Source organism: Leisingera sp. JC11, from assembly GCF_040704725.1.
GTDB lineage: Bacteria > Pseudomonadota > Alphaproteobacteria > Rhodobacterales > Rhodobacteraceae > Leisingera.
Genome location: NZ_JBFCVS010000004.1, coordinates 21,030 through 42,494, shown reverse-complemented (window position 1 = coordinate 42,494; position 21,465 = coordinate 21,030). Strand labels below are relative to the sequence as shown.

General features: G+C 63.9%; 24 protein-coding genes. 14 read left to right on the top strand and 10 right to left on the bottom strand.

Annotation, left to right across the window (positions count from 1 at the left end):
* Positions 1 to 149: 149 nt before the first annotated feature.
* Entirely contained in the window at positions 150 to 1,061 is a 912-nt protein-coding gene (locus tag AB1A62_RS05810; protein WP_366660582.1) for an AEC family transporter, read from the bottom strand.
* A gap of 196 nt (positions 1,062 to 1,257) precedes the next feature.
* Here AB1A62_RS05810 and AB1A62_RS05805 point away from each other — a divergent pair, with 196 nt between their 5' ends.
* From AB1A62_RS05805 to AB1A62_RS05795, 3 genes are all read left to right on the top strand, one after another.
* Positions 1,258 to 1,698 (top strand): DUF4399 domain-containing protein, encoded by a 441-nt coding sequence (locus AB1A62_RS05805; protein ID WP_366660581.1) that lies wholly within the window; start codon positions 1,258 to 1,260, stop codon positions 1,696 to 1,698.
* Between the two features lie 76 nt (positions 1,699 to 1,774).
* Positions 1,775 to 2,095 (top strand): NIPSNAP family protein, encoded by a 321-nt coding sequence (locus AB1A62_RS05800; protein WP_366660580.1) that lies wholly within the window; start codon positions 1,775 to 1,777, stop codon positions 2,093 to 2,095.
* Positions 2,096 to 2,107: 12 nt separating this feature from the next.
* The gene (locus AB1A62_RS05795) at positions 2,108 to 2,452 is read left to right on the top strand and encodes an antibiotic biosynthesis monooxygenase (protein ID WP_366660579.1); all 345 of its coding nucleotides are present in this window, start codon (positions 2,108 to 2,110) and stop codon (positions 2,450 to 2,452) included.
* A 56-nt stretch (positions 2,453 to 2,508) separates the two neighbouring features.
* On the opposite strand, the gene AB1A62_RS05790 is transcribed toward AB1A62_RS05795, so the two are convergent.
* Complete coding sequence (locus tag AB1A62_RS05790; RefSeq protein WP_366660578.1) at positions 2,509 to 4,536, bottom strand: NADPH-dependent 2,4-dienoyl-CoA reductase; 2,028 nt, start codon at positions 4,534 to 4,536, stop codon at positions 2,509 to 2,511.
* A 138-nt stretch (positions 4,537 to 4,674) separates the two neighbouring features.
* Between AB1A62_RS05790 and AB1A62_RS05785 the strand changes: the two genes are divergently transcribed.
* Both AB1A62_RS05785 and AB1A62_RS05780 read left to right on the top strand, forming a co-directional pair.
* Positions 4,675 to 5,157 carry an RNA pyrophosphohydrolase gene (locus tag AB1A62_RS05785; RefSeq protein WP_366660577.1) on the top strand — a complete coding sequence of 161 codons (483 nt, stop codon included), beginning with the start codon at positions 4,675 to 4,677 and terminating at the stop codon, positions 5,155 to 5,157.
* Positions 5,158 to 5,284: 127 nt separating this feature from the next.
* Positions 5,285 to 5,680, top strand: coding sequence for a hypothetical protein (locus AB1A62_RS05780; RefSeq protein ID WP_366660576.1), 396 nt, complete (start codon positions 5,285 to 5,287; stop codon positions 5,678 to 5,680).
* Positions 5,681 to 5,686: 6 nt separating this feature from the next.
* Here the strand turns inward: AB1A62_RS05780 and AB1A62_RS05775 are convergent, their stop codons facing one another.
* Positions 5,687 to 6,556: an EamA family transporter gene (locus AB1A62_RS05775; RefSeq protein WP_366660575.1), complete on the bottom strand. Its 870-nt coding sequence runs from the start codon at positions 6,554 to 6,556 to the stop codon at positions 5,687 to 5,689.
* A 75-nt stretch (positions 6,557 to 6,631) separates the two neighbouring features.
* Between AB1A62_RS05775 and AB1A62_RS05770 the strand changes: the two genes are divergently transcribed.
* Positions 6,632 to 7,117 (top strand): MarR family transcriptional regulator, encoded by a 486-nt coding sequence (locus tag AB1A62_RS05770; protein WP_366660574.1) that lies wholly within the window; start codon positions 6,632 to 6,634, stop codon positions 7,115 to 7,117.
* Between the two features lie 107 nt (positions 7,118 to 7,224).
* On the opposite strand, the gene AB1A62_RS05765 is transcribed toward AB1A62_RS05770, so the two are convergent.
* Genes AB1A62_RS05765 through AB1A62_RS05755 form a run of 3 tightly spaced genes read right to left on the bottom strand, consistent with a single transcriptional unit; the run spans position 7,225 to position 9,879 of the window.
* Positions 7,225 to 8,217 carry an adenosine kinase gene (locus tag AB1A62_RS05765; RefSeq protein ID WP_366660573.1) on the bottom strand — a complete coding sequence of 331 codons (993 nt, stop codon included), beginning with the start codon at positions 8,215 to 8,217 and terminating at the stop codon, positions 7,225 to 7,227.
* Between the two features lie 59 nt (positions 8,218 to 8,276).
* On the bottom strand, positions 8,277 to 8,921 hold the full coding sequence (gene nth, locus AB1A62_RS05760) for an endonuclease III (protein WP_366660572.1): 645 nt from the start codon (positions 8,919 to 8,921) through the stop codon (positions 8,277 to 8,279).
* 43 nt (positions 8,922 to 8,964) lie between these two features.
* Positions 8,965 to 9,879 (bottom strand): serine hydrolase domain-containing protein, encoded by a 915-nt coding sequence (locus tag AB1A62_RS05755; protein ID WP_366660571.1) that lies wholly within the window; start codon positions 9,877 to 9,879, stop codon positions 8,965 to 8,967.
* A gap of 116 nt (positions 9,880 to 9,995) precedes the next feature.
* Between AB1A62_RS05755 and AB1A62_RS05750 the strand changes: the two genes are divergently transcribed.
* From AB1A62_RS05750 to AB1A62_RS05730, 5 genes are all read left to right on the top strand, one after another.
* On the top strand, positions 9,996 to 10,865 hold the full coding sequence (locus AB1A62_RS05750) for a bifunctional helix-turn-helix domain-containing protein/methylated-DNA--[protein]-cysteine S-methyltransferase (RefSeq protein WP_366660570.1): 870 nt from the start codon (positions 9,996 to 9,998) through the stop codon (positions 10,863 to 10,865).
* Between the two features lie 270 nt (positions 10,866 to 11,135).
* A complete protein-coding gene (locus tag AB1A62_RS05745) occupies positions 11,136 to 11,825 on the top strand; it encodes a YafY family protein (RefSeq protein WP_366660569.1) in 690 nt (229 codons plus the stop codon).
* 137 nt (positions 11,826 to 11,962) lie between these two features.
* Positions 11,963 to 12,622 (top strand): OmpA family protein, encoded by a 660-nt coding sequence (locus AB1A62_RS05740; RefSeq protein ID WP_366660568.1) that lies wholly within the window; start codon positions 11,963 to 11,965, stop codon positions 12,620 to 12,622.
* Between the two features lie 177 nt (positions 12,623 to 12,799).
* Complete coding sequence (locus AB1A62_RS05735) at positions 12,800 to 13,342, top strand: NAD(P)H-dependent oxidoreductase (RefSeq protein ID WP_366660567.1); 543 nt, start codon at positions 12,800 to 12,802, stop codon at positions 13,340 to 13,342.
* A gap of 36 nt (positions 13,343 to 13,378) precedes the next feature.
* The gene (locus tag AB1A62_RS05730; RefSeq protein ID WP_366660566.1) at positions 13,379 to 14,197 is read left to right on the top strand and encodes an acyl dehydratase; all 819 of its coding nucleotides are present in this window, start codon (positions 13,379 to 13,381) and stop codon (positions 14,195 to 14,197) included.
* A gap of 224 nt (positions 14,198 to 14,421) precedes the next feature.
* Here AB1A62_RS05730 and AB1A62_RS05725 read toward each other — a convergent pair whose 3' ends face one another.
* Positions 14,422 to 15,462: an FAD-binding oxidoreductase gene (locus AB1A62_RS05725; RefSeq protein ID WP_366660565.1), complete on the bottom strand. Its 1,041-nt coding sequence runs from the start codon at positions 15,460 to 15,462 to the stop codon at positions 14,422 to 14,424.
* A gap of 58 nt (positions 15,463 to 15,520) precedes the next feature.
* On the opposite strand from AB1A62_RS05725, the gene mnmD reads away from it, so the two are divergent.
* Both mnmD and AB1A62_RS05715 read left to right on the top strand, forming a co-directional pair.
* Positions 15,521 to 16,189, top strand: a complete 669-nt coding sequence (gene mnmD, locus AB1A62_RS05720; RefSeq protein ID WP_366660564.1) for a tRNA (5-methylaminomethyl-2-thiouridine)(34)-methyltransferase MnmD — start codon at positions 15,521 to 15,523, stop codon at positions 16,187 to 16,189.
* Entirely contained in the window at positions 16,186 to 17,094 is a 909-nt protein-coding gene (locus AB1A62_RS05715) for a DMT family transporter (RefSeq protein ID WP_366660563.1), read from the top strand. The genes mnmD and AB1A62_RS05715 overlap by 4 nt, the downstream gene beginning before the upstream one ends.
* Here the strand turns inward: AB1A62_RS05715 and AB1A62_RS05710 are convergent.
* On the bottom strand, positions 17,068 to 19,026 hold the full coding sequence (locus AB1A62_RS05710) for a lytic transglycosylase domain-containing protein (protein WP_366660562.1): 1,959 nt from the start codon (positions 19,024 to 19,026) through the stop codon (positions 17,068 to 17,070). The genes AB1A62_RS05715 and AB1A62_RS05710 overlap by 27 nt on opposite strands.
* A gap of 139 nt (positions 19,027 to 19,165) precedes the next feature.
* On the opposite strand from AB1A62_RS05710, the gene dapA reads away from it, so the two are divergent.
* Positions 19,166 to 20,038, top strand: a complete 873-nt coding sequence (dapA, locus tag AB1A62_RS05705; RefSeq protein WP_366660561.1) for a 4-hydroxy-tetrahydrodipicolinate synthase — start codon at positions 19,166 to 19,168, stop codon at positions 20,036 to 20,038.
* 85 nt (positions 20,039 to 20,123) lie between these two features.
* Here dapA and AB1A62_RS05700 read toward each other — a convergent pair whose 3' ends face one another.
* Entirely contained in the window at positions 20,124 to 21,005 is an 882-nt protein-coding gene (locus AB1A62_RS05700) for a sigma-70 family RNA polymerase sigma factor (protein WP_366660560.1), read from the bottom strand.
* Entirely contained in the window at positions 21,002 to 21,463 is a 462-nt protein-coding gene (locus tag AB1A62_RS05695) for a carboxymuconolactone decarboxylase family protein (RefSeq protein WP_366660559.1), read from the bottom strand. Before AB1A62_RS05695 ends, AB1A62_RS05700 begins: the two co-directional genes overlap by 4 nt.
* Between the last annotated feature and the right edge of the window lie 2 nt (positions 21,464 to 21,465).

Sequence of the window (21,465 nt, the reverse complement as noted above, 5' to 3'; positions counted from 1 at the left end):
GTAAAGCCGTGTTGCCCTGAAGCTGCCGGGGAAATCGGGCAAGAACGGGGCAGAGGTGAGATAATTGCGAGGTTTCGCCGGGATCGTTTGCGCTGTGGAAACGGCTGGAGCTGAAGAGGGCTGCCGAATGCGGGAAGGTTAATGATTTCTCAAATCACAAGCCTGATCGTCAGGATCCACAGGGGCAGGGTCGCCGCGCTGAGCAGGGTGGATTGCGCTATAAGTGTGGCAGCCAGCGTGCGGTCGGCGCCAAAGGCAGAGGCGAGCACATGCGCCGCGGAGGCTGTGGGCAGGGCGGCAAACAGCACCAGCACCGCGGCAAAGCCGGGATCGCTTTCCAGCAGCAGGCAGGCGGCCAGTATGATGGCAGGCACCAGAACAAGCCGGACCAGGCAGAGATAGCCGTTAAACAGGTCGAGCCGCGCCAGCGCCCGCCAGTTCATGGTGGCGCCGATGGAGAGAAGCGCAATTGGGATCGCTGCATGGGCCAGCATCTCGGCAGGTGCCAGGATCGGCGCAGGTATCTTGTAGCCCGAAAGCCCCACTGCAACACCTGCGACCGAGGCCAGCAGGAAAGGATTGAGTGCGATCTTCACCGCTGTTTCACGCAGCGAAAGGCTGCCGCCGCGTGACAGCGCGGTGACGGCCATGACATTGGCTACCGGCACGGCCATGCCGATGGCAACCGCCATCTGGCCGGTCAGCTCCTGGCCGGTCGAGGGCAGGGCGACAAAGGCAATGGCGGTATTGAAGCGCCAGGCGGTCTGCCAGGCGCCGGCGAAGTCCAGGAATTTTTCTGGTCCGAACCTGCGCGCCAGAAAGCCCAGGCCAAGCGCCAGGGCCAGGATGCTCCAGACCGCGGGGCCAATACGGCCGAGGTCGGCAATGGCGATCGGGCGGCCGCTGGCGGCAAAGAACAGCAGCGCGGGAAACAGCACTTCGAAATTCAGCCTGTCGAGGCCTTGCCATGCCTGCGGCGACAGCCGTCCGCGCACCAGGCCGCCAAGAGCAACCATCAGGAAGCTGGGAGTCAGGCCCATCAGAATAACTGCAAATACCACGATTGCCCTCGCCTTGCGGTTCGGGTGCGACACTGCCGCCGCATGACGCCGCAGGCAAGCGGAACGCGGAACTGGGTCCTGGCTTTCGGTGAAGGTGCCGCAAAATTGTGCATGTGCCGTCACCGCAGGGATTGCCGCCGCTGGCGCTGCTCCTAGCTTTATTCTGTTTGTTGAACAATTTTTTGGAGGATCCGGTATGAAGATTCTGTTGGCTGCTACCGCCGCCCTGTGCCTGGCCGCACCGCTTGGGGCGCAGGAGCGGACACCGTCGCACCCGGATGCGAAGGTGTATTTCGTTAACCTGAAGGATGGCGCAACCGTCACCTCGCCAGTGACAGTTATCTTCGGCCTCTCGGGCATGGGGGTCGCGCCAGCGGGCACAGAAAAAGAGCATACCGGCCATCACCACCTGCTGATTGACCGCCCGGCCATCGGGGAGGGCGAGGACGGTGCTGACGAATTGCTGTACGGCTTGCCTGCGGATGAGCACCATGTGCATTTCGGCGGCGGTCAGACAGAGGCCACCATCGAACTGTCGCCGGGCCGCCACACGCTGCAGCTGGTACTTGGCGACGCCAGCCATGTGCCGCATGACTCACCGGTAGTGTCTGAGGTGATCACCATCAACGTGGAGTGATACTTCGGCGCGCGGCGAAGCATCCGCCGGATCATGCAGGCTAGGCAGGAGGTCCTGAACATTCGAAGGACCTGCCATGCTGACCTGCATAATCCGCTACCGCATCGACCCCGCCAAGAAGGCGCAGTTCGAACAATACGCCCGCAACTGGGGCCAGGCGATCCCGCGCTGCGGCGCGGACCTGATCGGCTATTTTGCGCCGCACGAGGGGTCCTCTACGCTGGCGTACGGCATCTATAACGTGAACAGCCTGGAGGAGTACGAAGCCTACCGGGCGCGGCTGGCGGCCGACCCATTGGGGCGCGAGAATTACGAGTTCGCGCAAAAGGAACGGTTTTTGCTGCGCGAGGACCGAACCTGGCTGAAGCTGGCTTCGGCGCCGCATGGTGTGAGATAGGAGAAGACCTGCATGATTGCTGTCATCTTTGAAGTGGAGCCTACTGAGGGCATGAAGGACACCTATCTGGAACATGCCGCCAGGCTGCGGCCGCTGTTTGAGGGGATCGAAGGGTTCATCTCTGTCGAACGCTTCCAAAGCCTGACAACGCCGGGCAAGCTGCTGTCGCTGTCGTTCTGGCAAAGTGAGGCGGCCTTGGCCGCCTGGCGCCAGCTTCCGGCGCACCGGGCGGCGCAAGCCAAGGGGCGCGGCGGATACTTCGCGGACTACCGTCTGAGGGTTGCGGGGGTGATCCGCGATTACGGGATGGAGGCGCGGGAGGAGGCCCCGGCGGACAGCGTGGCAATACATGGCTGAGGCCGCACAGGCCTCGTCCCTTATGGGCGGCTGCAGGTGGGAGGTCTTCTTTGGTGTTACAGGCTGGCGGCGAGGCGGGTGCCCTGGTTGATGGCGCGCTTGGCGTCCAGTTCTGCGGCCACATCGGCGCCGCCGATCACATGGGCAGTGATGCCGCGCTCGGCCAGCTGGTCGGCCAAGGACCGCTCGGAAACCTGGCCTGCGCACAGCACGATGGTGTCCGCCGGAATCACCCGCGGGTTTTCGCGGGCTTCCCCAATGCTCACATGCAGGCCCTCTTCGTCGATCCGCTCGTAGTTGACGCCGCCGACGAATTCCACCTCCTTCATCTTGAGCGTTGCCCGGTGGATCCAGCCGGTGGTCTTGCCCAGCCGCTTGCCGTGGCGTTCGGCCTTGCGCTGCAGCAGAGTCACCTGGCGGGCAGGGGCTGCGGGCTGGGGCCCCTCGGGCGCCAGGCCCGCGCGGTGCTCTGCCGGGTCGGCCACACCCCATTCCTTCATCCAGACGGGCAGGTCGGTGGCCGGGCTATGGCCTTCTTCCAGCAAAAACTCAGAGACGTCAAAGCCGATACCGCCAGCGCCGACCACGGCGACCTTTCGGCCAACTGGTTTCTTGTGGCGCAGCACGTCGATGTAGCTCAGCACGTTGCCCCGGTCCTGACCGGGGATTTCAGGGTCGCGCGGCAGCACGCCGGTGGCAATCACCACCTCGTCGAAGCCGGTCAAATCGTCCGCGGAAACCTCACGGCCTAGTTCCAGTGTGATGCCGGCATCGGCCACCATCACCCGGTACCAGTCCACAAGGCCCCAGAATTCTTCCTTGCCCGGCACCTGCTTGGCCATGTTCAGCTGGCCGCCGATCTCGTCTGCACGGTCAAACAGCGTCACCCGATGGCCGCGCTGGGCGGCGGTGAGCGCGGTGGCAAGGCCCGCAGGGCCAGCGCCGACAATGGCCACGTCTTTGGATGTATCCGCGGGCTCGATCACCAGCTCGGTCTCGTGGCAGGCGCGCGGGTTGACCAGGCAGGACGTCAGCTTGCCGCTGAAGGTGTGGTCAAGGCAGGCCTGGTTGCAGGCGATGCAGGGGGCGATCTGGTCCGCCTGACCCGCTTCGGCCTTGGCGACGAAATCGGCATCCGCCAGCATCGGCCGCGCCATCGACACCATATCGGCGCAACCGTCCGCCAGCACCTCTTCGGCCACTTCCGGCGTATTGATGCGGTTGGAGGTGATCACCGGGATGCCGACCTTGCCCATCAGCTTTTTCGTCACCCAGGCAAAGGCCGCGCGCGGAACCGAAGTGGCGATGGTCGGAATGCGGGCCTCGTGCCAGCCGATGCCGGTGTTGAGGATGGTGGCTCCGGCCCTCTCGATCTCCTGCGCCAGCTGCACGACCTCTTCGTGGGTGGAGCCCTCCGGCACCAGGTCGATCATCGACAATCGGTAGATGATGATGAAATCGCGGCCCACGGCCTCGCGGGTGCGGCGCACGACTTCAATCGGCAGACGCATCCGGTTTTCATAGGAGCCTCCCCAGCGGTCGGTGCGCTTGTTGGTGTGGGTGACCAGGAACTGGTTGAGAAAGTAGCCCTCCGATCCCATGATCTCGACACCGTCATAGCCTGCCTCCTGCGCCAGCCGGGCGGCGTTCACGATGTCGGCGATCTGCTTTTCGATGCCATCCTCGTCCAGCTCATGCGGCGGGAAAGGGGAGATCGGCGACTTCACCGGGCTGGGGGCGACGCATTTCGGGCCGTAGGCGTATCGGCCCGCATGCAGGATCTGCATGGCGATCCTGCCGCCGGCCTCATGCACCCGATTCGTCACCACGCGGTGGTTTTCCACGTCCTTGGCCTTGGTCATCATCGAGGCGCCGGGCAGCACCGAGCCTTCCAGGTTAGGGCCGATCCCGCCGGTCACCATCAGCGCGACGCCACCGCGGGCTCGGGCGGCATAGAATTCCGCCACCCGGTTCCAGTCGCCGGTTTCCTCCAGGCCAGTGTGCATCGAACCCATCAGCACCCGGTTCTTCAGCGTGGTAAAGCCCAGATCCAGCGGGGCAAGCAGGTTGGGGTACGCAGTCATCTAAAACTCTCCCTGGCAGTTGCCGCCTAGGATCACGGGGCGCGGGCGGCTTGTCACGGGCAAACGCCGCGTCACCCCCTTGCGTGCCCCGGCGGCAAGCGATCTAAGTTTGTGAAACCCCATGCCGAGGAGAGGCTGATGACACCGGAAGAGATTGCCAAGCTGCCCTACCGCCCCAACGTCGGGGTGATGCTGATCAATGCCGAGGGCGCGGTCTTCGTCGGTCAGCGCAAGGACCGCTACAAGGACGCCTGGCAGATGCCGCAGGGCGGGATTGACGCGGGCGAGGATCCGCGGATCGCGGCGCTGCGCGAGCTGGAGGAAGAAACCGGTGTGGCGCCTGATCTGGTAGAGATCATTGCCGAGAGCGACGGCTGGCTACCTTATGACCTGCCGCATGACGTGGTTCCCAGCTTCTGGGGCGGCAAGTACCGTGGGCAGGAGCAGAAGTGGTATCTGATGCGGTTCCTCGGCACGGATGATCAGGTCAATATCGATACGGATGACCCGGAGTTCTCGGCTTGGTGCTGGCAGCCGGTTGAAAGCCTGGTGGAGAAGATCGTGCCGTTCAAGCGCGAGGTTTATGCGCGGGTGGTGGCAGAGTTCAGGGAGTATTTGTGAGATGAATTTGCGAGCCTGTTTTCGACCTGCCGGAACCGGTGCTGCCCTGACTGCGTGTATTCTCGCTGTTGCAGCCGGTCCCGCCGCGGCCCTCAGCTGCGTCCCTTGGGGGCCTGCGGACGCCTACTTGCATGCCGCGAACTCGGACAGCGTCTACAACGTCATCGCGGGTGAGCTTCGGTTTGACGAAAGCCTGCTGCCGCAGTCTCATTCGGACAATCCCAATGACACTCCGCCGCTGACCCGCATTCCGGCGCAGTTGTCGGGCAAGATGCTGGACGGGAAATATTTCTCAGGCCGGGTCGCTGTGCCCGCTGTGCTGGAGGTGGAGTGCCTCGGGCCCTGGTGCGGCGGGATGAAGTCCGGTGCAGACTATGTGGTCTTTGCCGAGCAGCGCGGGCAGGAGCTGGTGATCCGGGCCAACGCCTGCGGCGGGTTTGCGTTTGACGACACCTCCAAAGTGCGGCAGCAGGTGCTGGATTGCCACCGCGGCAAGGCTTGTGAGCCGGCCGCGCCGCGGTGATGCAGGTTATTCAGCCGCAGTTGCGGGGCGCCGGGGCCGCAGCCGCGCTTGGCCGAGCCAAAGGCTGAACAGGGCCAGAGTGGCGCCCAGCATCTGGTTGGGCGTGAGGGTTTCCCCCAGCAGCAGCCAGCCGAGGATCACGGCAGACAACGGGCTGAGAACGCCGAGCAGCGAGACTTGCGACGGGTCGATCCGGGCGAGGCCGCGGAACCACAGGATATAGGTCAGCGCACCGCCGATAAGGCTCATGTAGGCAAGGCCCAGAAGGTTGGCAGTCGTGAAGACCGGCATCTCAGGCACCATCCACAGCGCTACAGGAACCAGCAGCAGCCCACCTGCGGTCAATTGCCAGGCGGTGAAGGTGAGGGGCGGCACGGGCGGCTGCCATTTGCGGGTCAGAACAACGCCCGCGGCCATCGACAAGGCGCCGCCAAGTCCCGCCAGGACACCCAGCGTGTCCAGCTTGGCGGCCGGGGTCAGCACCAGCAAGGCAACACCTGCCATGCTCAGAAGCGCGGCGGCAACAGCCGCGGCGCGGATCTTGGTTTGCAGCAGCACGGCCGACAAGAACACCACGATCAGCGGCTGCACGGCGCCCAGCGTTGCGGCGACTCCGCCCGGCAGGCGGTAGGCGGACAGGAACAAGAGCACCCAGAACAGCGAGAAATTCAGCGCTCCAAGCACCATCAACCGCGGCAGCCAGTTGAGCGGCGGCAGCTGGCGCACCAGCACCAGCAGCAGAAGTCCTGCAGGCAGTGCCCTGAGCAAGGCCACCACCAGCGGCGAGTGGCCGGGCAGGAAAGTTGTCGTGACGATGTAGCTGCTGCCCCAGATGGCAGGGGCCAGCGCGGTCAGCAGAAGGGTCCGGATCGGCATGCGTTTCTCCTTATCTTGATGTCGAGATAATGGATTTTATCTTGACGTCAAGATGTAAATGCCTAAACCGGTTGCATGGACCATGTGGATTTTATCACCCAGCAATGGGGGCAGGAGCGGCCGGACCTGGATGTGACGGCTATGGGCGTGATCGGCCGGGTGGCACGGCTGTATCTGGCCTATCAGCGCGAAATGCATAAGACATTTGCGGAGTTCGGGCTGAATGCGGCCAAGTTTGATGTGCTGGCAACCTTGCGCCGGTCCGGGCCACCTTACACGCTGTCGCCAGGAGATCTGCTGAAGGCGACAATGGTGGCCTCCGGCACCATGACCAACCGCATCGACCGGCTGGAGGCGGACGGGCTCGTCAAGCGCACGGTGAACCCGGAAGACAGCCGCAGTTTCCTGGTGGGGCTGACGGAGGAGGGGTTTGCGCTGATCGACCGGGCTGTGACTGCGCATGTGCAGACCCAGGCGCGGCTGCTGGAGGCCATGAGCCCGCAGGACGTGGAAACGTTTACGGCGCTTCTAGGCAAAGCTCTGAGGGCGGCTGACAGCTGAGGCCAGGGGCTGGATTGCGCGGGGCGGCAAAGCCGCTCCACACCACTCCCAACGGGCGGAAACGCACCGTCAGGAGCGGCTCCGGCGGGCTGGAGAGCGCCGCTGACTTAGACCAGCCCGGCCTCTTCCAGCAGGTGACGCACGTTTGTTTCCGGGCGCGGGCCGATGTGGCGGATCACCTCGCCTGCGCAGATGCAGCCTATGCGGGCGCAGATTTCCATGCTGCGGCCGGTGGCCAGGCCGAACAGGAAGCCGGCCGCGAACTGGTCGCCAGCCCCGGTGGCGTCGACAGGAGTAATCGTTTCGACCGGAACGTCGACGCGCACGCCGTCGTTCAGCACCGTGACCCCGTCGCCGGAGCGGGTGCAGACCACCAGCGGGCAGATCGCAGCGGTCTTGGCCATGGCCTCTTCCAGGTCATCAGTCTCGAAAAGAGCACGGATTTCATCCTGGTTGCCGATCACGAAATCCAGCTCTTCGCCGATCAATGTCAGGAAGTCGGCGCGGTGGCGCTCGACGCAGAACGGGTCGGAGATCGAGATGCCGACCTTGCCGCCGCCCTCGCGGCAGTCGCGGGCGGCCTCCAGAAAAGCGGTCTTGCCCTTGTCCTTGTCGAACAGATAGCCTTCCAGGAACATGATCTGCGCGTTGCCTGCAACGTCTTGCGGAACGTCATCAGAGCTCAGCTCGGAGGAAATGCCCAAGTAGGTGTTCATCGACCGTTCGCCGTCCGGCGAGACAAAGATCATCGACCGCGAGGTGGGCAACTCGCCATCCGCAACCGGCGGATTCACGAAACCGACGCCCTCGTTGTTCATTGCGTCCGCGTAAAACCTCCCCAAGTCGTCGTCATGGACCCGGCCGATGAAGGCGGCCTCCAGCCCCAGCGCACCAGCGCCGGCGATGGTGTTGGCGACCGAGCCGCCCGGTGTCATCACCCGGTTTCCCATCGCCGCATAGAGATCCTCGCAGCGGTCGCGCTCAATCAGCTGCATGATGCCTTTTTCGATGCCCTGTTCGGCCAGAAAGCTGTCCTCGCATTGCGCGATCACATCAACGACGGCGTTGCCGATACCGACGAGCTGGTAGGTTTTGGTCATTGTCCCTCCTCGGGAAATCCGAAGCGATTTCAGTTTTGCCGACTATGTCGGCCCAAAGTTTACAGGTTCTTGTCTTCGAACATGCAGAGGTCGCGGATCAGGCAGCTGCCGCACATCGGCTTGCGCGCCTTGCAGTGGTAGCGCCCGTGCAAGATCAGCCAGTGATGGGCGTGCTGCTGGAAATCCGCGGGGATGTTGTCCTCGATCGCGCGCTCTACCGCGTCCACGTCCTTGCCCGGTGCGATGCCTGAGCGGTTGCCGACGCGGAAGATGTGAGTGTCCACTGCCTGTGCGGGTTGTTTCCACCACATGTTCAGCACCACGTTGGCGGTCTTGCGGCCGACGCCGGGCAGGGATTGCAGCGCAGCGCGGGAATTCGGGACCTCGCCGGCGTAGTCCTCGACCAGGATCTTCGACAGCTTGATCACGTTCTTGGCCTTGTTCCGGTAGAGGCCGATGGTCTTGATGTGCTCGATCAGGCGTTCCTCGCCCAAGTCCAGCATCTTCTGCGGGGTGTCGGCGATCTTGAACAGTTCACGGGTCGCCTTGTTGACACCGGCATCGGTTGCCTGCGCCGATAGCGCGACCGCCACCACCAGCGTGTAGGCGTTGACATGTTCCAGCTCGCCCTTGGGTTCGGGCTCAGCTGCCTGGAACCGCGTGAAGATTTCGCGGAGCGTATGATAATCGAGTTGCTTTGCCATCGCGCGCCATATGTACAGAGCGGACCCTAAAGCGCAATTTGTTTTATATTTCAGAACCCGGATAACCGGTGTTTTCCGAAGAAGATCCAGCGGCCTCCAGCGCTGCCCGGACAGCAGCGAACTCGGCGGGCGTTTCATTGCCGCCGTGCACGAAGGCTGCCGCAATGGGCTGCCCCGGCAGATCCGGGAACCGGGCAACCAGATTGGCGCAGAACGGGCCGCAGCCGGTGTGGCCGATAAGCCGGCCCGCACCCTCTGCCGTTCCGTTCATTATTCCAAGCCCGTATCCGGTTTCCTTCCAAACCCGACCCGGTATCGGGCCTGCCTGCATCTGCTGGGACAGCATGGACGATCGGGCCGCGTGAGTGAGAATGGATCCGGTCAGAAGCCCATGCAGAAGGCGGGCGGCATCAGCGGCGGTTCCCATCAGGCAGCCGTGATAGACCCAGCCGGGGTGATAGCCCTTTGCATCCCAATGCAAGGCGTCGAAATCTTCGGGCGTTTCTGCCAGCCGCGCGCTCAGGCCAAGCGGTTGCAGGATATCCCGCCGCAGGATTTGTCCAAGCCCGCAGCCATGCAGTTTTTCCAGCTCAAGCCTAAGCAGCAGGAAGCCAATGTTGGAATAGAGCCAGCCCTGGCCGGGTGGATAGGCAAGTTCCTTGGCTTTCGCTTCGGCCAGCATGCGGCTGGGAGGCCAGGGCGGTATGCCCTGGGCAACAGCAGTTTTGTAGGCAGGCAAAGGGCCGTAGTCCCGCAATCCCGCACGGTGTTGCAGCAATTGCCGTGTGGTGAAAGGCCAGTCCGGCAGCCTGGCATCAAGATCCAGCAATCCCTTTTCAGCGGCCCGTAAGACAAGCGCAGCAATGACCGGCTTGGTAAAGCTCCACCAGGGAAAGATGGCCTTGGAGGCATCATCCCGCAAGAGATTTCCCGCGTGGTCCAGCACTGCTATGATCATGGCCTGGCCTCCGTTTCCCAAGCTATTGCGCGCCAAAAAGGATTTCGCAAGTTCCGGGTCGATTGGTCGGCCGCTGCGCGCTAGCTTGGCGATCAAGACATTCGAAGGACAAGACGATGAATATCGAAGCGCGGGAAAATTCTTATCACTACGGCGTCATGCGGCGGGCGATTGAGCTGATCGACGATGGCGGCGAGGATCTGACGCTGGAGCAACTGGCCGCCCGTATGGACATGAGCCCGGCGCATTTCCAGCGGCTGTTCTCGGCGTGGGTCGGGGTGTCGCCGAAGCGATACCAGCAGTATCTGCGGCTGGGCCATGCCAAAGCGTTGCTGCGCGAACGGTTCACCACGCTGGAGGCTTCGCATGCGGTGGGACTGTCCGGTTCCGGCCGGCTGCACGACCTGTTTCTTCGGTGGGAGGCGATGAGCCCCGGAGAATATGCCCGCAGGGGTGATGGCCTGCGGATTTTCTGGGGCTGGTTCGACAGCCCGTTTGGACTGGCCTTGGTGATGGGGACGGAGAAAGGCATATGCGGGCTTGGCTTTGCTGCCGAAACCGGTGCAGAGGCCGCCATGGAAGACATGCGTTCACGCTGGCCGCAAGCGGAATTCGTTGAAGACGCCGAAGTACTCCGTCCTTTGGCGGAGGCGGCTTTTGCTCAGAAGGGCGAAACCGCGCTGCACATGATCGGCGCCCCGCTGCAGATCAAGGTTTGGGAGGCGCTGCTGCGCATCCCTTCGGGCCATGTCACAACATATTCCGAGCTGGCCCAGGCGATCGGCGTGCCCAAGGCCGTGCGGGCGGTGGGCACAGCGGTCGGGCGCAACCCGGTCAGCTGGCTGATCCCCTGCCACCGTGCCCTGCGCAAGTCCGGCGCCCTGGGCGGTTACCACTGGGGCCTGCCGGTCAAACGCGCGATGCTTGCCTATGAGGCCGCGCGGGACGATGACCACGCGATGCATGAAGTGCGCGCCGCTGGCTGAACAGGCGCTGCAGCAGGCCGGGGCGGGCAGGCTTGGCCGCCTGTTGCGCGTCGTGCCGCCTGCGCGCTTCCTCGCGCTCGACTTCATGCGGGGCCAGGGGGCGGCGCTGGCCTTCCCAGCGGTCCAGCCCCAATGTGATCAGCACAAACCAGTCATAACTCAGCATCTGTGTTCTCCTTCTTTCCGGAGAACAAAATACAGAGCACTGCTGACAGGCTGTTGTCAGTGGCATGTGTTAGGGTGTCAGCAGACTGTCACTGGAGCCTGCTCATGCCCCGCACCGGCCGCTTGTTTGAAATCATCCAGATCCTGCGATCAGCTTCGGCTCCGGTGCGGGCAGAGGATCTCGCGAAAAAACTCGAAGTTTCCAAACGCACCATCTACCGGGACATTGCTGCATTGCAGGCGATGCGTACGCCGGTGGAGGGTGAGGCCGGAATCGGCTACATGCTGCGGAAGGGTTACGACCTGCCGCCGCTGAATTTCGACGAGGAGGAGCTGGAAGCGCTGCATGTAGGCCTGGCGATGCTGATGCGCACCGGTGACGGCGCTTTGCAGAAGGCTGCGGAGCGGGTGAGCCACAAGATCAAGGATGTGCATGCCACTGCCGATTGGTTGCAGGTTGCCCCTTGGGGGGCGCCGCTGGATGATCCGGAGCAGGGCTGCGTGTCCAAGGCGCTGTTGCGCCAGGCAGTGAGGGAAAGCCGGAAACTGCATCTGACCTACTTCAGTCCTGAGCGCGGCGAAAGCTGCCGCACTTTGCGGCCGCTGGCCCTGATTTATCACATCGAGTGCACCATGCTGGCTGCCTGGTGCGAGCTGCGCGGCGGGTTCCGCCATTTCCGTACCGACCGGATGCTGGCGGCGGATTTGTTAGAGACGGATTTTGCCGCCGAGGCCGGGGCCTTGCGAAAGCTGTGGATGGAACAGGAAGGCTGGGACTTTGCTTTTGCCCCCTAAACCCCCTGCTTTGAGTGGATTTTGCGCGGTATTCCGCCGAAACGGGAATCTCTTGCCTTGAGAACGCGGTGCGGCATCCCGATATTCGAGCGGACTGCCGGGCGCCGCCCGGAGCTTAGAAAGCAGAAGGCAATTTTATGATGCAGATGAAACTCACCACGGCTGGTATTGTCGCCGCAACCCTGGCTCTTGGCGCCTGTACCGATCCTGCAACCATCGGCACACCGGGCAGCAATACGCAAAAGGGCGCGGTTCTGGGCGGCATCATCGGTGCGGGTGTTGGCGCAATCGCAAATGACTCGGACCGTGGCCTGGGCGCCGTGACCGGCGCGCTGGTCGGTGCGACTGCAGGCAGCGTGATTGGCAACCAGCTGGATGCGCAGGAGCGCGAGCTGCGCCAGAACCTGTCAAATGACGATATCACCATCGTCAACACCGGCGACCGGCTGATCCTGTCCTTCCCGAACGACCTGACCTTTGCCACCGACAGCGCAGCGGTTTCGCCGGCAGTGCAGGGCGATCTGCGCCGGGTGGCGGACAGCCTGGTGCGCTACCCCAACAGCACGATCCAGGTGATCGGCCATACCGACAGCGACGGTGATGCGGGTTACAACCAGGGCCTGTCAGAGCGCCGCGCCAATGCCGTAGCCAGCGAAATCGCAGCCGGCGGTGTGCCTTACCACCGTATGCGCATCATTGGCCGCGGCGAGAACCAGCCGGTGGCCTCCAACCTGACGCCGGAGGGCAAGGCCCGCAACCGCCGCGTCGAGGTAGTGGTGATTCCGCAGGCGGCCTGATCCGGTACCTTACGGCAGAATGTGCAGCCCGTCCCTAAAGGGGGCGGGCTGTTTCCATGACGGTTGCAGCAGCTTTACGCAACGCTGCACATGGACTGCGCGGGCATGGCTGTTTCATGCTGGGTGCAGCCTCCTACATGATGGGTGCAAAACCGACGCGAACAGAAGGAACTTCCCATGGCTGACCCTGTCCTGCTGACAATCTCTGGCTCGCTGCGCCGTGAGGCCACCAACCGCAAGCTTCTGGCCGAGGCGGTCCGGGTGTTCGGGCCCGCGTTGGTGGTTGAGGCGGATCTGAACCTGCCGCTTTACGATGGTGATGTCGAGGCGGCAGAGGGCATTCCGCCTGCTGTCCAGGCGCTGGCGGATCAGATTGCGGCAGCGGATGCCATCGCGATCTCCACCCCGGAATACAACAAGGGGCCGTCGGGGGTGTTGAAGAACGCGTTTGATTGGGTGAGCCGTACCGAAGGGAGCCCCTGGGCGGACAAGCCTGTGGCAGTGATGTCAGCCGCGGCTGGCCGCGCCGGAGGGGAGCGGGCGCAGATGATCCTTCGGGGTTTCCTGGTGCCGTTCCAGCCGCGGCTGATCACCGGGCCGGAAGTGCATCTGGCTGGCTCCAGCAAGGAGTTCGACGAACGCGGACGGCTGACCAGTGACCATTATGAGGCCACTCTGTCAAAGCTGATGCAGAAACTGCGCGCCGAAATCGGCCGCTGAACTTGCCTCGCGGCGTGACGCGGCTAAGGTGGCGGCATGACCAGCGACACCGCCGCCCCCGCACAGCATCTGACCGACATGATGGACCCGGCCAGGGCGGCTGCCTTTCAGGCGGCGCTGGGGCGGGTTCCGGACATTAAGGCGGGCAGCGTGCTGCCGCCGTTTTTTCACCAGCTCTACTTCTGGACCCCGCTGCCGCCGGAGGGGCTGGGCCGCGATGGCCACCCCAGGGTGGGCGGTGCCGGATTGATCCCGGATATGGGCCTGCCGCGCCGGATGTGGGCCGGCGGGCGGCTGCGGTTCGAGGCGCCCTTGCGGGCCGGGATTACTGCAGAGAAGTCTTCGGTGCTGGAAAAGGCGGAGCAGAAGACCGGCAGGACCGGACCCTTGGGGCTGGTGACGCTGCGCCATGAGATCCGCCAGGAGGGGAGGCTCTGCCTCACCGAATGGCATGACCTGGTCTACCGCGAAGACCCTGACCCCGCCGCACCGAAACCGGTGCCGCCGGTGGCGCGGACCGATGAGACGGAAGCGCGGGAGGAGCAGTTCAGCTCGACCCTGCTGTTCCGCTACTCGGCGCTGACCTTCAACGGGCACCGGATCCATTATGACCTGGACTACGCGCGCGATGTTGAGGGGTACGAAGGGCTGGTGGTGCATGGCCCGCTGCTGGCGCAGCATCTGATGCTGCTGGCAGAGGAACTGATGGGGCCGCTGGCTGAGTTCTCTTTCCAGGCATCCTCGCCGCTGATGCATTTCGAAAGCGCAACGCTGTGCCGCAAGGGCCAGGACCTATGGGTTCGCGGGCCGGACGGGCGGCAATGCATGAGCGCGGCGGCGGTTTCCAAAGGCTGAAACGAGGGGCTCCCGCGCCGCAAGCTGCCCTGAAAGGGCAGATTAGGGGCTTGGGTGGGGCGCCGCTGCGCGGGGCGGCGGCTGAGAAGCGTTTGAAGAGCAGGTTTGCCCTTTAAAGCGCAAGTTCGATTGCAAGGCGCCCTTTGACGCCTCAAGTGAATACCGCGCGTGCCGCGCGGCGGCTGCGCCCCCCTTGACCCGTCAAAGGGCGGAAGGGGGCCGGGTCAGAGGTTGTCCTCTACGCGGAAGCCTTGCGGGATGGTATCGTTGTCTTCGAGAAGCAGGTCCGCCATCACATGGGCCGCTTTGGGGGCCATGCCAAAGCCGATCTTGAAGCCGCCATTTGCGATGTAGTGGCCGTCGCGGCCGGGCCATGCGCCCAGCATCGGGGCGCGGGACTTGGCGCGGGGGCGCACGCCGGCCCAGCGTTCGATTACCTCAGCCCCGTGCAGCACCGGCACCGCGGCGCGGGCGCGCTCGATCACATCGTCAAGCTGAGCGTCGGTGGCCTTGCCGTCGTCGAACTCGCGCTCGGAGGTGGAGCCGATGGCAAGGGTGCCGTCTGCGTGCGGGATGATGTGCAGGCCGTCGGCGTAAAGCTGCGGCACCTCGCCCTCATGAAAGCGCAGGAGCGCAGCCTGACCCTTGACGCCGCCACCTACGGACTTGCCGAAAGCTTCGTTCAGCTCCAGCAAACCCGCGTAACCCTTGGCGTGGACCACCTTGCCCTGATCGGCCGCCTCTGACTGCACCTCGACCCCCATCACAGCGAGGGCGGAAACCAGCGCCGCGCAGGCCTGGCGGGGATGCATACGGGCGCTGAGGGTGTCGTGGATGACATAGCCGGTGGCGCTGGGTGGCACCCAGGGACCCAAGGAGGCAGCTTCGCAGACGCGCCATTCGGCCTCGCCCTTCCAGAACTCGCGGGCGGTTTGCTCGCGCAGGCGGGCGAGCTGCAGTGTGCGCTCGTCGTTAATCGGCTGCAGCCGTCCGGTGCGGCCGTAACCGGGGGAGACGCCGCCGGTCGTCTCGACATCCTCCCAGAAGCTTTCGGCCATCAGCAGGCTATCCAGCTGGAACTGCTTCTTGGAGTTCCAGTTCTCCGGCACATGCGGGGCCAGGGCGCCGACCAGGCCGCCGCTGGAGCCTGCACCTGCGCCGAACGGGTCGACCACCTGCACATTTGCACCGTGCCGGGCGCAGAGCCAAGCGATCGAGAGGCCAAAAATACCCGCCCCGCGCACCGTTACATCTGCCATTGCCATTTGGTATTCCTTTCGCCAGTGTCGCGCCGTTCCGGACAACCACTTAGGGGATTATAGCATGGCAGACCAGCAGGCCCGCCTCAGCTGGCGCGATGGCACCGTTCCGGTGTCGGATCAGTTCGATGATCCCTATTTCTCGATCCAGGACGGGCTGGCGGAAACGGAGCATGTGTTCCTGGCGGGCAACGGCCTGCCGGACCGGTTTGCGCCGGGGTTCCGGATTGCCGAACTGGGCTTTGGCACCGGCCTCAATATGCTGGCCGTCTGGCGCGCCTGGGAGGCGGCGGGGCAGTCGGGGGCGCTGCGCTTCACCAGTTTCGAGGCCTTTCCGATGGCGCCCGCAGACATGGCCAAGGCGCTGGAGGCCTTTCCGGCCGTTGCGCCCTGGGCGGAGCGGTTTCTGGCCAAATGGCAGGGTACCGGGGCTTGCGATCTGGGCAGCCTGCAACTGGAGGTGATCCAGGGCGACGCGCGGATGTCGCTGCCGGAGTGGACAGGGCAGACGGATGCCTGGTTTCTGGACGGGTTTTCGCCGGCCAAGAATCCCGAACTGTGGGAGGAGGCCCTGATGGCCCAGGTGGCCGCGCACACAGCGCCGGGCGGAACGGCTGCGACCTACACTGCGGCGGGCTTCGTGCGCCGCGGGCTGGAGACAGCAGGATTTGAAGTGACCCGCATCCCCGGTTACGGGCGCAAGCGGCATATGACAAAGGCGGTACTGCGATGAGCATGGTTCCACAGGCCAAAAGCCTGCCCCCGCCCCGGGTGCAGCAGAACAATGTGCCGCTGGGCATCCTGCTGATGATCGGGGCGACCGTCGTTTTCGCCTTGCAGGACGGTATCTCGCGCCATCTGGCAGGCACCTACAACACCTACATGGTGGTGATGGTGCGTTACTGGTTCTTTGCCGCCTTTGTGGTGTTCCTGGCGGCGCGGGCGCCGGGCGGGATCAGGGAGGCTGCCCGTACCGATCAGCTGTGGTTGCAAATTTTCCGCGGTGTTCTACTGGTCGGGGAAATCTGCGTGGCAGTCTATGGCTTTACCATTCTGGGTCTCATTGAAAGCCAGGCGGTGTTCATCTGCTATCCTCTGCTGGTAGCAGCGCTAAGCGGCCCGGTGCTGGGCGAAAGCGTCGGCTGGCGGCGCTGGGCGGCGATTGGCGTCGGCCTGATCGGTGTGCTGATTATCCTGCAGCCAGGTATGGGCGTGTTCAATCCGGCGGCAGTGATCCCGTTCATCTCGGCGCTGATGTTTGCCGTCTACGGGCTGGTGACGCGCTACGCCGCGCGCAAGGACAGCACCGCCACCAGCTTCTTCTGGACCGGGGTTGCCGGCATGGTCTTCATGACCGCCATCGGCATCTGGTTCTGGGAGCCGATGAGCCAGCGGGACTGGTTCTGGATGGCCCTTCTGTGCGTCTCGGGTGTGACCGGCCACTGGCTGCTGATCAAATGCTACGAGATGGCCGAGGCCAGCGCAGTTCAGCCCTTTGCTTATTTCCACCTGATCTGGGCAGCGATGCTGGGCATGGCGGTGTTCGGCGAGGTGATCCGCACCAATGTCGCCATCGGTGCGGGCATCATCATCGCGGCAGGCTTGTTCACACTATGGCGCGAACGCGTGAAGCGTTGAGCCCATCAGCTCCTTTGAGAACGGGACCGGCAGCGGCGCCTTTCCAAGCCGGGCGCGGTAAACCGGCAGGCTTTCGGTGACGCGCATTACGTAGTTGCGGGTCTCGTTAAACGGAATGTGCTCGATCCAATCGACGATGTCTGGATTGCCATCCCGCGGGTCGCCATAACGTTCCATCCAGGATGCAGGGCGGTGCGGGCCGGCGTTGTAGCCTGCCGCCATCATTACCACGTTGCCGCGGAACTTGCCGGCTAGGCCAGCCAAATAATTGGCGCCCAGCTTGGCGTTGTAGTCCCATTCCGCCGTCAGGCGGGACGTCTTGTGGTTTGCCAGGATGCCCAGTTCCGTTGCCACCAGCTTAGCTGTTGCCGGCATTACCTGCATCAACCCGCGCGCACCTGCGTGGCTGATGACCGCAGGATCAAACTCGCTTTCGCGCCGGGCAATGGCCAGGGTCATTTCCTCGGCCATCGGCAGCTGGTGCTTGGCAACCGCGTGCAGCGGGTAGTAGGCGCCTTCCAGCTCCACCCCTCCGCGGGCTGCGCGTTTGGCGATCATCACTGCCAGATGCGGCTGGTCCAATTCCACCGCCATTTGCCCGAGCTGGCGCGCCTGCACCGGCGGCAGGGTTTCCACCAGATGGGTGAGGAAACGCTCGGCCAGCGCCAGATCGCCGGCTTCCAGCAGCATCAGCCCTGCCTCCGTCACAGAGGACTCCATGAAGGCCGCTTCGCGCCAGTCCGGCAGAGGGGCGGGTTTTACCAGTGCCGGATCAAAGGGTCGCCCCAGTTTTTCGGCGGCCAGCAGCCCGTAAAAGGAGGTCTGGTATTCCGCACCCTTGGCGTAGGCCTCGTGCGCCTTGTCTGCCTCGCCCATCGCGGCATAAGCCCGGCCCAGCCAGTAACCGCCGCGGCCGATCGAGATCGGGGTTTCGACCGAGGCCAGGAAACGCTGGAAATGCACTACGGCCAGTTCCGGATCGCGCAGTTTCTGCAGCGCGATGTACCCTGCCAGCCATTCGCAGTCGGAGTAGCCGTAGCCGTCCTCGGGAGAGGAGAAGTGATAGGCCGCCAGCTGGTAAGCGCGCTCATGATCGCCGTCGCGCATCACTTGGCGGGCCAGATCGAGGCGGCGGCGCAGCCATCTTCCGGGCTCGCCCAGTTTGTCGGCGCTGGTACTGCGGTCCATCATCATCTCGATGGCACTGTCCTGAAGCTTCTTGCGGTCGCGCCAGGCAAACCGGTCATAGGCAAGGCCGGCGGAGTCCTTCAGCCGGTCCGGAACCGCCTCGATACGCGCATCCACCCCCGGCGCGCGCTCCTGCAGGGCGATACGCGCCTCGGCCACCTTGCGCTCGCCTTCGGGCACTAGCGGCAGCATCCGCTTGGAACTGACCAGGTGGTCCTCCCACAACAGCCGGTCCAGCCGGGCGGTGTGGTGCGGTTTCAGGAGTTTGGCGAAATCGCGCATGTAGGCGTCCTGAATGGCGCTGCCCATTGCCATGGTGCGCCAGGCCAAAACGATCTCTGCTTCGCCATCGCCGCGCCGTCCGTCAGCAATCAGCGCTTTGCCCAGGCTCAACGCGCCTTCGGCCGTTTGAGGACGGTCTTTGCTGTAAAACGCGAGAATTGTCTCGCGTCCAGTGGCGGCAATGACGTCCTCGTTCTGGCGGCGCAGATAGCCCAGCCCTGGCCAGTCCGGGCGCCGCTGCAGAAAGGTCATCACATCACCGGCAGAGCCCAGTCCGGCCCGCAAACGGTGCCATTCAATGATATCGCGCGCCACGCTTTGCTGCTTGCCCGCCTCGCGAGCGGCATCGTCCCACTTTTCGGCCCGCATCAGTTCCAGCGCCTTGCCCAGATCACGGGCGTGGGCGGGCGTCCCGGGCAGAGCCGCCGCAATCAGCAGAATAAGGGCCAGGATGCGTGTCATCTCTTGCATTTTCCAACGGTCCGGGGATAGAGGCTTGAACGTTACTCATTGGCGTGCCGGTATCAACTCAAATCACCGGCATTCCGTATCTTGACGGCGGCGGATTGCCGCCTGCACCTGCAGCGAAGGGAGCGTGCCCATGTTCAAAGGCTCTATGCCAGCACTCGTTACCCCGTTTTCGAACGGCGAGCTGGATCTGGATGCGCTCAAACGTCTGGTGGAATGGCAGATTGCCGAAGGCTCGACCGGTCTGGTGCCGGTCGGCACCACCGGTGAAAGCCCGACCCTGACCCACGAAGAACATGAACTGGTCATCGCGGAAACGGTCAAAGCAGCAGCCGGCCGGGTGCCGGTGATCGCGGGCGCAGGCTCCAACAACACCGTCGAGATGATTCGATTCGTCGAGTTTGCTAAGAAAGCCGGGGCCGATGCGGCGCTGGTTGTGACCCCCTATTACAACAAGCCGACCCAGCGCGGCATGGTGCAGCACTTCCAGGCTGCTCATGACTGTGCCGAGATCCCGATCATCATCTACAACATTCCCGGCCGTTCGGTTGTCGATATGACACCTGAGACCATGGGCGAGCTGGCCAAGCTGCCACGTATTATCGGGGTGAAGGACGCCACCGGCGATCTGGCCCGGGTCAGCCAGCAGCGCGCATCCTGCGGCAAGGATTTCTTGCAGCTGTCCGGAGAGGATGCAACCGCGCTGGGCTTCAACGCGCACGGCGGTGTCGGTTGCATCTCTGTGACCGCCAACGTCGCACCGAAGCTTTGCGCCGAGTTCCAGACCGCGACCCTGGCAGGTGATTACGCCAAGGCGCTGGAGTATCAGGACAGGCTGATGCCGCTGCATGAGGCGATCTTCATCGAGCCCGGCCTTGCAGGCGCAAAATACGGCCTGTCGAAGCTCGGCATGTGCAGTGAAGAGGTACGCTCTCCGCTGACCACACTCGAAGACAGCACCAAGGCAGCGATTGACGCAGCTATGCTCCACGCAGGCCTGCTGTAATCAATACCCGCAGCATCAAAGCGGCGAGGGCGGCTCCAATGCGGGGCCGCCCTTGTCGCGTCGTATAGGCATTATGTGCGCCAGCTTACTTCAGCGCCTCTGCCAGATGCCGGGTCTTGTCGGGATTGCGTGTGACATAGATCCGCGTGATCCGGCCATCTGCCATCTCCAGCGACGTTGCCTGCAGGATCCCGTCCTCGGCCAGGTTTATGACTGCTGGCAGGCCGTTCAGGCGGCAAAACCGCCACCGGGTTGGAATGGTGTTGCCGAACTTGCGGGCGACGCCTTCCAGAAGCCGCAGGACCTTTTGCCGCCCGTAGATCGGGTTGAGAGCCGCCATTGCTTTGCCGCCGCCGTCCGAAATCAGCTGCACATCCTGCGCCAGAAGCTGCGTCAGCGCAGCGGTGTCGCCGGTTCTGGAAGCGCGGAAGAAGGCTTCGGTCAGGTCCCGGCACCGATCCGGGTCGGCAGGGGGCTGGGGCCGCAGCCTTTGCACTTTGCGCCGCGCCCGGGCAGCCAGCTGGCGGCATGCCGCGGGTGAACGGTTCAGAGCTGCGGAAATGTCGTCGTAAGAACTGTCGAAAATGTCATGCAGCAGGAAGGCGGCACGCTCCAGCGGCGACAGGGTTTCCAGAGCGAGCAGCAGGGCGACCGAGACGTCATGGTCCAACTGCCCGGTTGCGTCTTCGGTCAGAAGCGGCTCCGGCAGCCATTCGCCAGGGTAGGTTTCGCGCCGGACGCGGGCGGACTTCAACTGGTCCAGGCACAGCCGGGTGGTGATCCGCATCAGATAGCCTGTTGGGTCTTGTACCTCCGCCCGAGGGGCCGCCTGCCAGCGCAGGAACGCATCTTGCAGGATGTCCTCGGCGTCGCTGACGGTGCCCAGCATGCGGTAGGCGGCCGCAAATAATCGCGGCCGCGCTGTCAGGAACGCGTCGGTTCCGTCACTGAGCTGCTGAGCTGTCACGCGGCATTGGCCTCCTCAGCGGCAGGATGCGGGGTGCGGAAACCGATTGCAATGCGGTTCCAGGCGTTAATGGCGCTGATCAGAAGTGTCAGCATCACCTGTTCGCGCGGGGAGAACAGCCGGGTGACTGCCTCATAGTCGGCATCCGGCGCACCGGTTATTTCCACCCGCGTCAGCGCCTCGGTCCAGGCCAGCGCCGCGCGTTCCCGGTTTGAGTACAGCGAGGACTCGCGCCAAGCGTTCAGCAGCTGCATCCGGTCCTCGCTTTCGCCATGAGCGCGCAGGTCGTGGCTGTGCATGTGGATGCAGAAGGCACAGCCGTTGATCTGCGACGCCCGCAGTTTCACCAGTTCCACCAGGCTGTGCTCCAGCGTGCTGTCCTTGAACAGCTTCTCCTGCTCCAGCATCGGCTGGAACAGTTCGGGAGCAATGGCGAAGTAGTCTAGGCGTTGGGTCATAG

Coding starts and splice junctions, on each gene's coding strand:
- AB1A62_RS05800 (WP_366660580.1), top strand. CDS start 1,775: ATGCTGACCTGCATAATCCGCTACCGCATCGACCCCGCCAAGAAGGCG.
- AB1A62_RS05730 (WP_366660566.1), top strand. CDS start 13,379: ATGACCAGCGACACCGCCGCCCCCGCACAGCATCTGACCGACATGATG.
- AB1A62_RS05765 (WP_366660573.1), bottom strand. CDS start 8,217: ATGACCAAAACCTACCAGCTCGTCGGTATCGGCAACGCCGTCGTTGAT.
- AB1A62_RS05805 (WP_366660581.1), top strand. CDS start 1,258: ATGAAGATTCTGTTGGCTGCTACCGCCGCCCTGTGCCTGGCCGCACCG.
- AB1A62_RS05695 (WP_366660559.1), bottom strand. CDS start 21,463: ATGACCCAACGCCTAGACTACTTCGCCATTGCTCCCGAACTGTTCCAG.
- AB1A62_RS05740 (WP_366660568.1), top strand. CDS start 11,963: ATGATGCAGATGAAACTCACCACGGCTGGTATTGTCGCCGCAACCCTG.
- AB1A62_RS05745 (WP_366660569.1), top strand. CDS start 11,136: ATGCCCCGCACCGGCCGCTTGTTTGAAATCATCCAGATCCTGCGATCA.
- AB1A62_RS05750 (WP_366660570.1), top strand. CDS start 9,996: ATGAATATCGAAGCGCGGGAAAATTCTTATCACTACGGCGTCATGCGG.
- dapA (WP_366660561.1), top strand. CDS start 19,166: ATGTTCAAAGGCTCTATGCCAGCACTCGTTACCCCGTTTTCGAACGGC.
- AB1A62_RS05770 (WP_366660574.1), top strand. CDS start 6,632: ATGGACCATGTGGATTTTATCACCCAGCAATGGGGGCAGGAGCGGCCG.
- AB1A62_RS05725 (WP_366660565.1), bottom strand. CDS start 15,462: ATGGCAATGGCAGATGTAACGGTGCGCGGGGCGGGTATTTTTGGCCTC.
- AB1A62_RS05775 (WP_366660575.1), bottom strand. CDS start 6,556: ATGCCGATCCGGACCCTTCTGCTGACCGCGCTGGCCCCTGCCATCTGG.
- AB1A62_RS05785 (WP_366660577.1), top strand. CDS start 4,675: ATGACACCGGAAGAGATTGCCAAGCTGCCCTACCGCCCCAACGTCGGG.
- AB1A62_RS05710 (WP_366660562.1), bottom strand. CDS start 19,026: ATGACACGCATCCTGGCCCTTATTCTGCTGATTGCGGCGGCTCTGCCC.
- AB1A62_RS05790 (WP_366660578.1), bottom strand. CDS start 4,536: ATGACTGCGTACCCCAACCTGCTTGCCCCGCTGGATCTGGGCTTTACC.
- AB1A62_RS05755 (WP_366660571.1), bottom strand. CDS start 9,879: ATGATCATAGCAGTGCTGGACCACGCGGGAAATCTCTTGCGGGATGAT.
- AB1A62_RS05735 (WP_366660567.1), top strand. CDS start 12,800: ATGGCTGACCCTGTCCTGCTGACAATCTCTGGCTCGCTGCGCCGTGAG.
- nth (WP_366660572.1), bottom strand. CDS start 8,921: ATGGCAAAGCAACTCGATTATCATACGCTCCGCGAAATCTTCACGCGG.
- mnmD (WP_366660564.1), top strand. CDS start 15,521: ATGGCAGACCAGCAGGCCCGCCTCAGCTGGCGCGATGGCACCGTTCCG.
- AB1A62_RS05715 (WP_366660563.1), top strand. CDS start 16,186: ATGAGCATGGTTCCACAGGCCAAAAGCCTGCCCCCGCCCCGGGTGCAG.
- AB1A62_RS05795 (WP_366660579.1), top strand. CDS start 2,108: ATGATTGCTGTCATCTTTGAAGTGGAGCCTACTGAGGGCATGAAGGAC.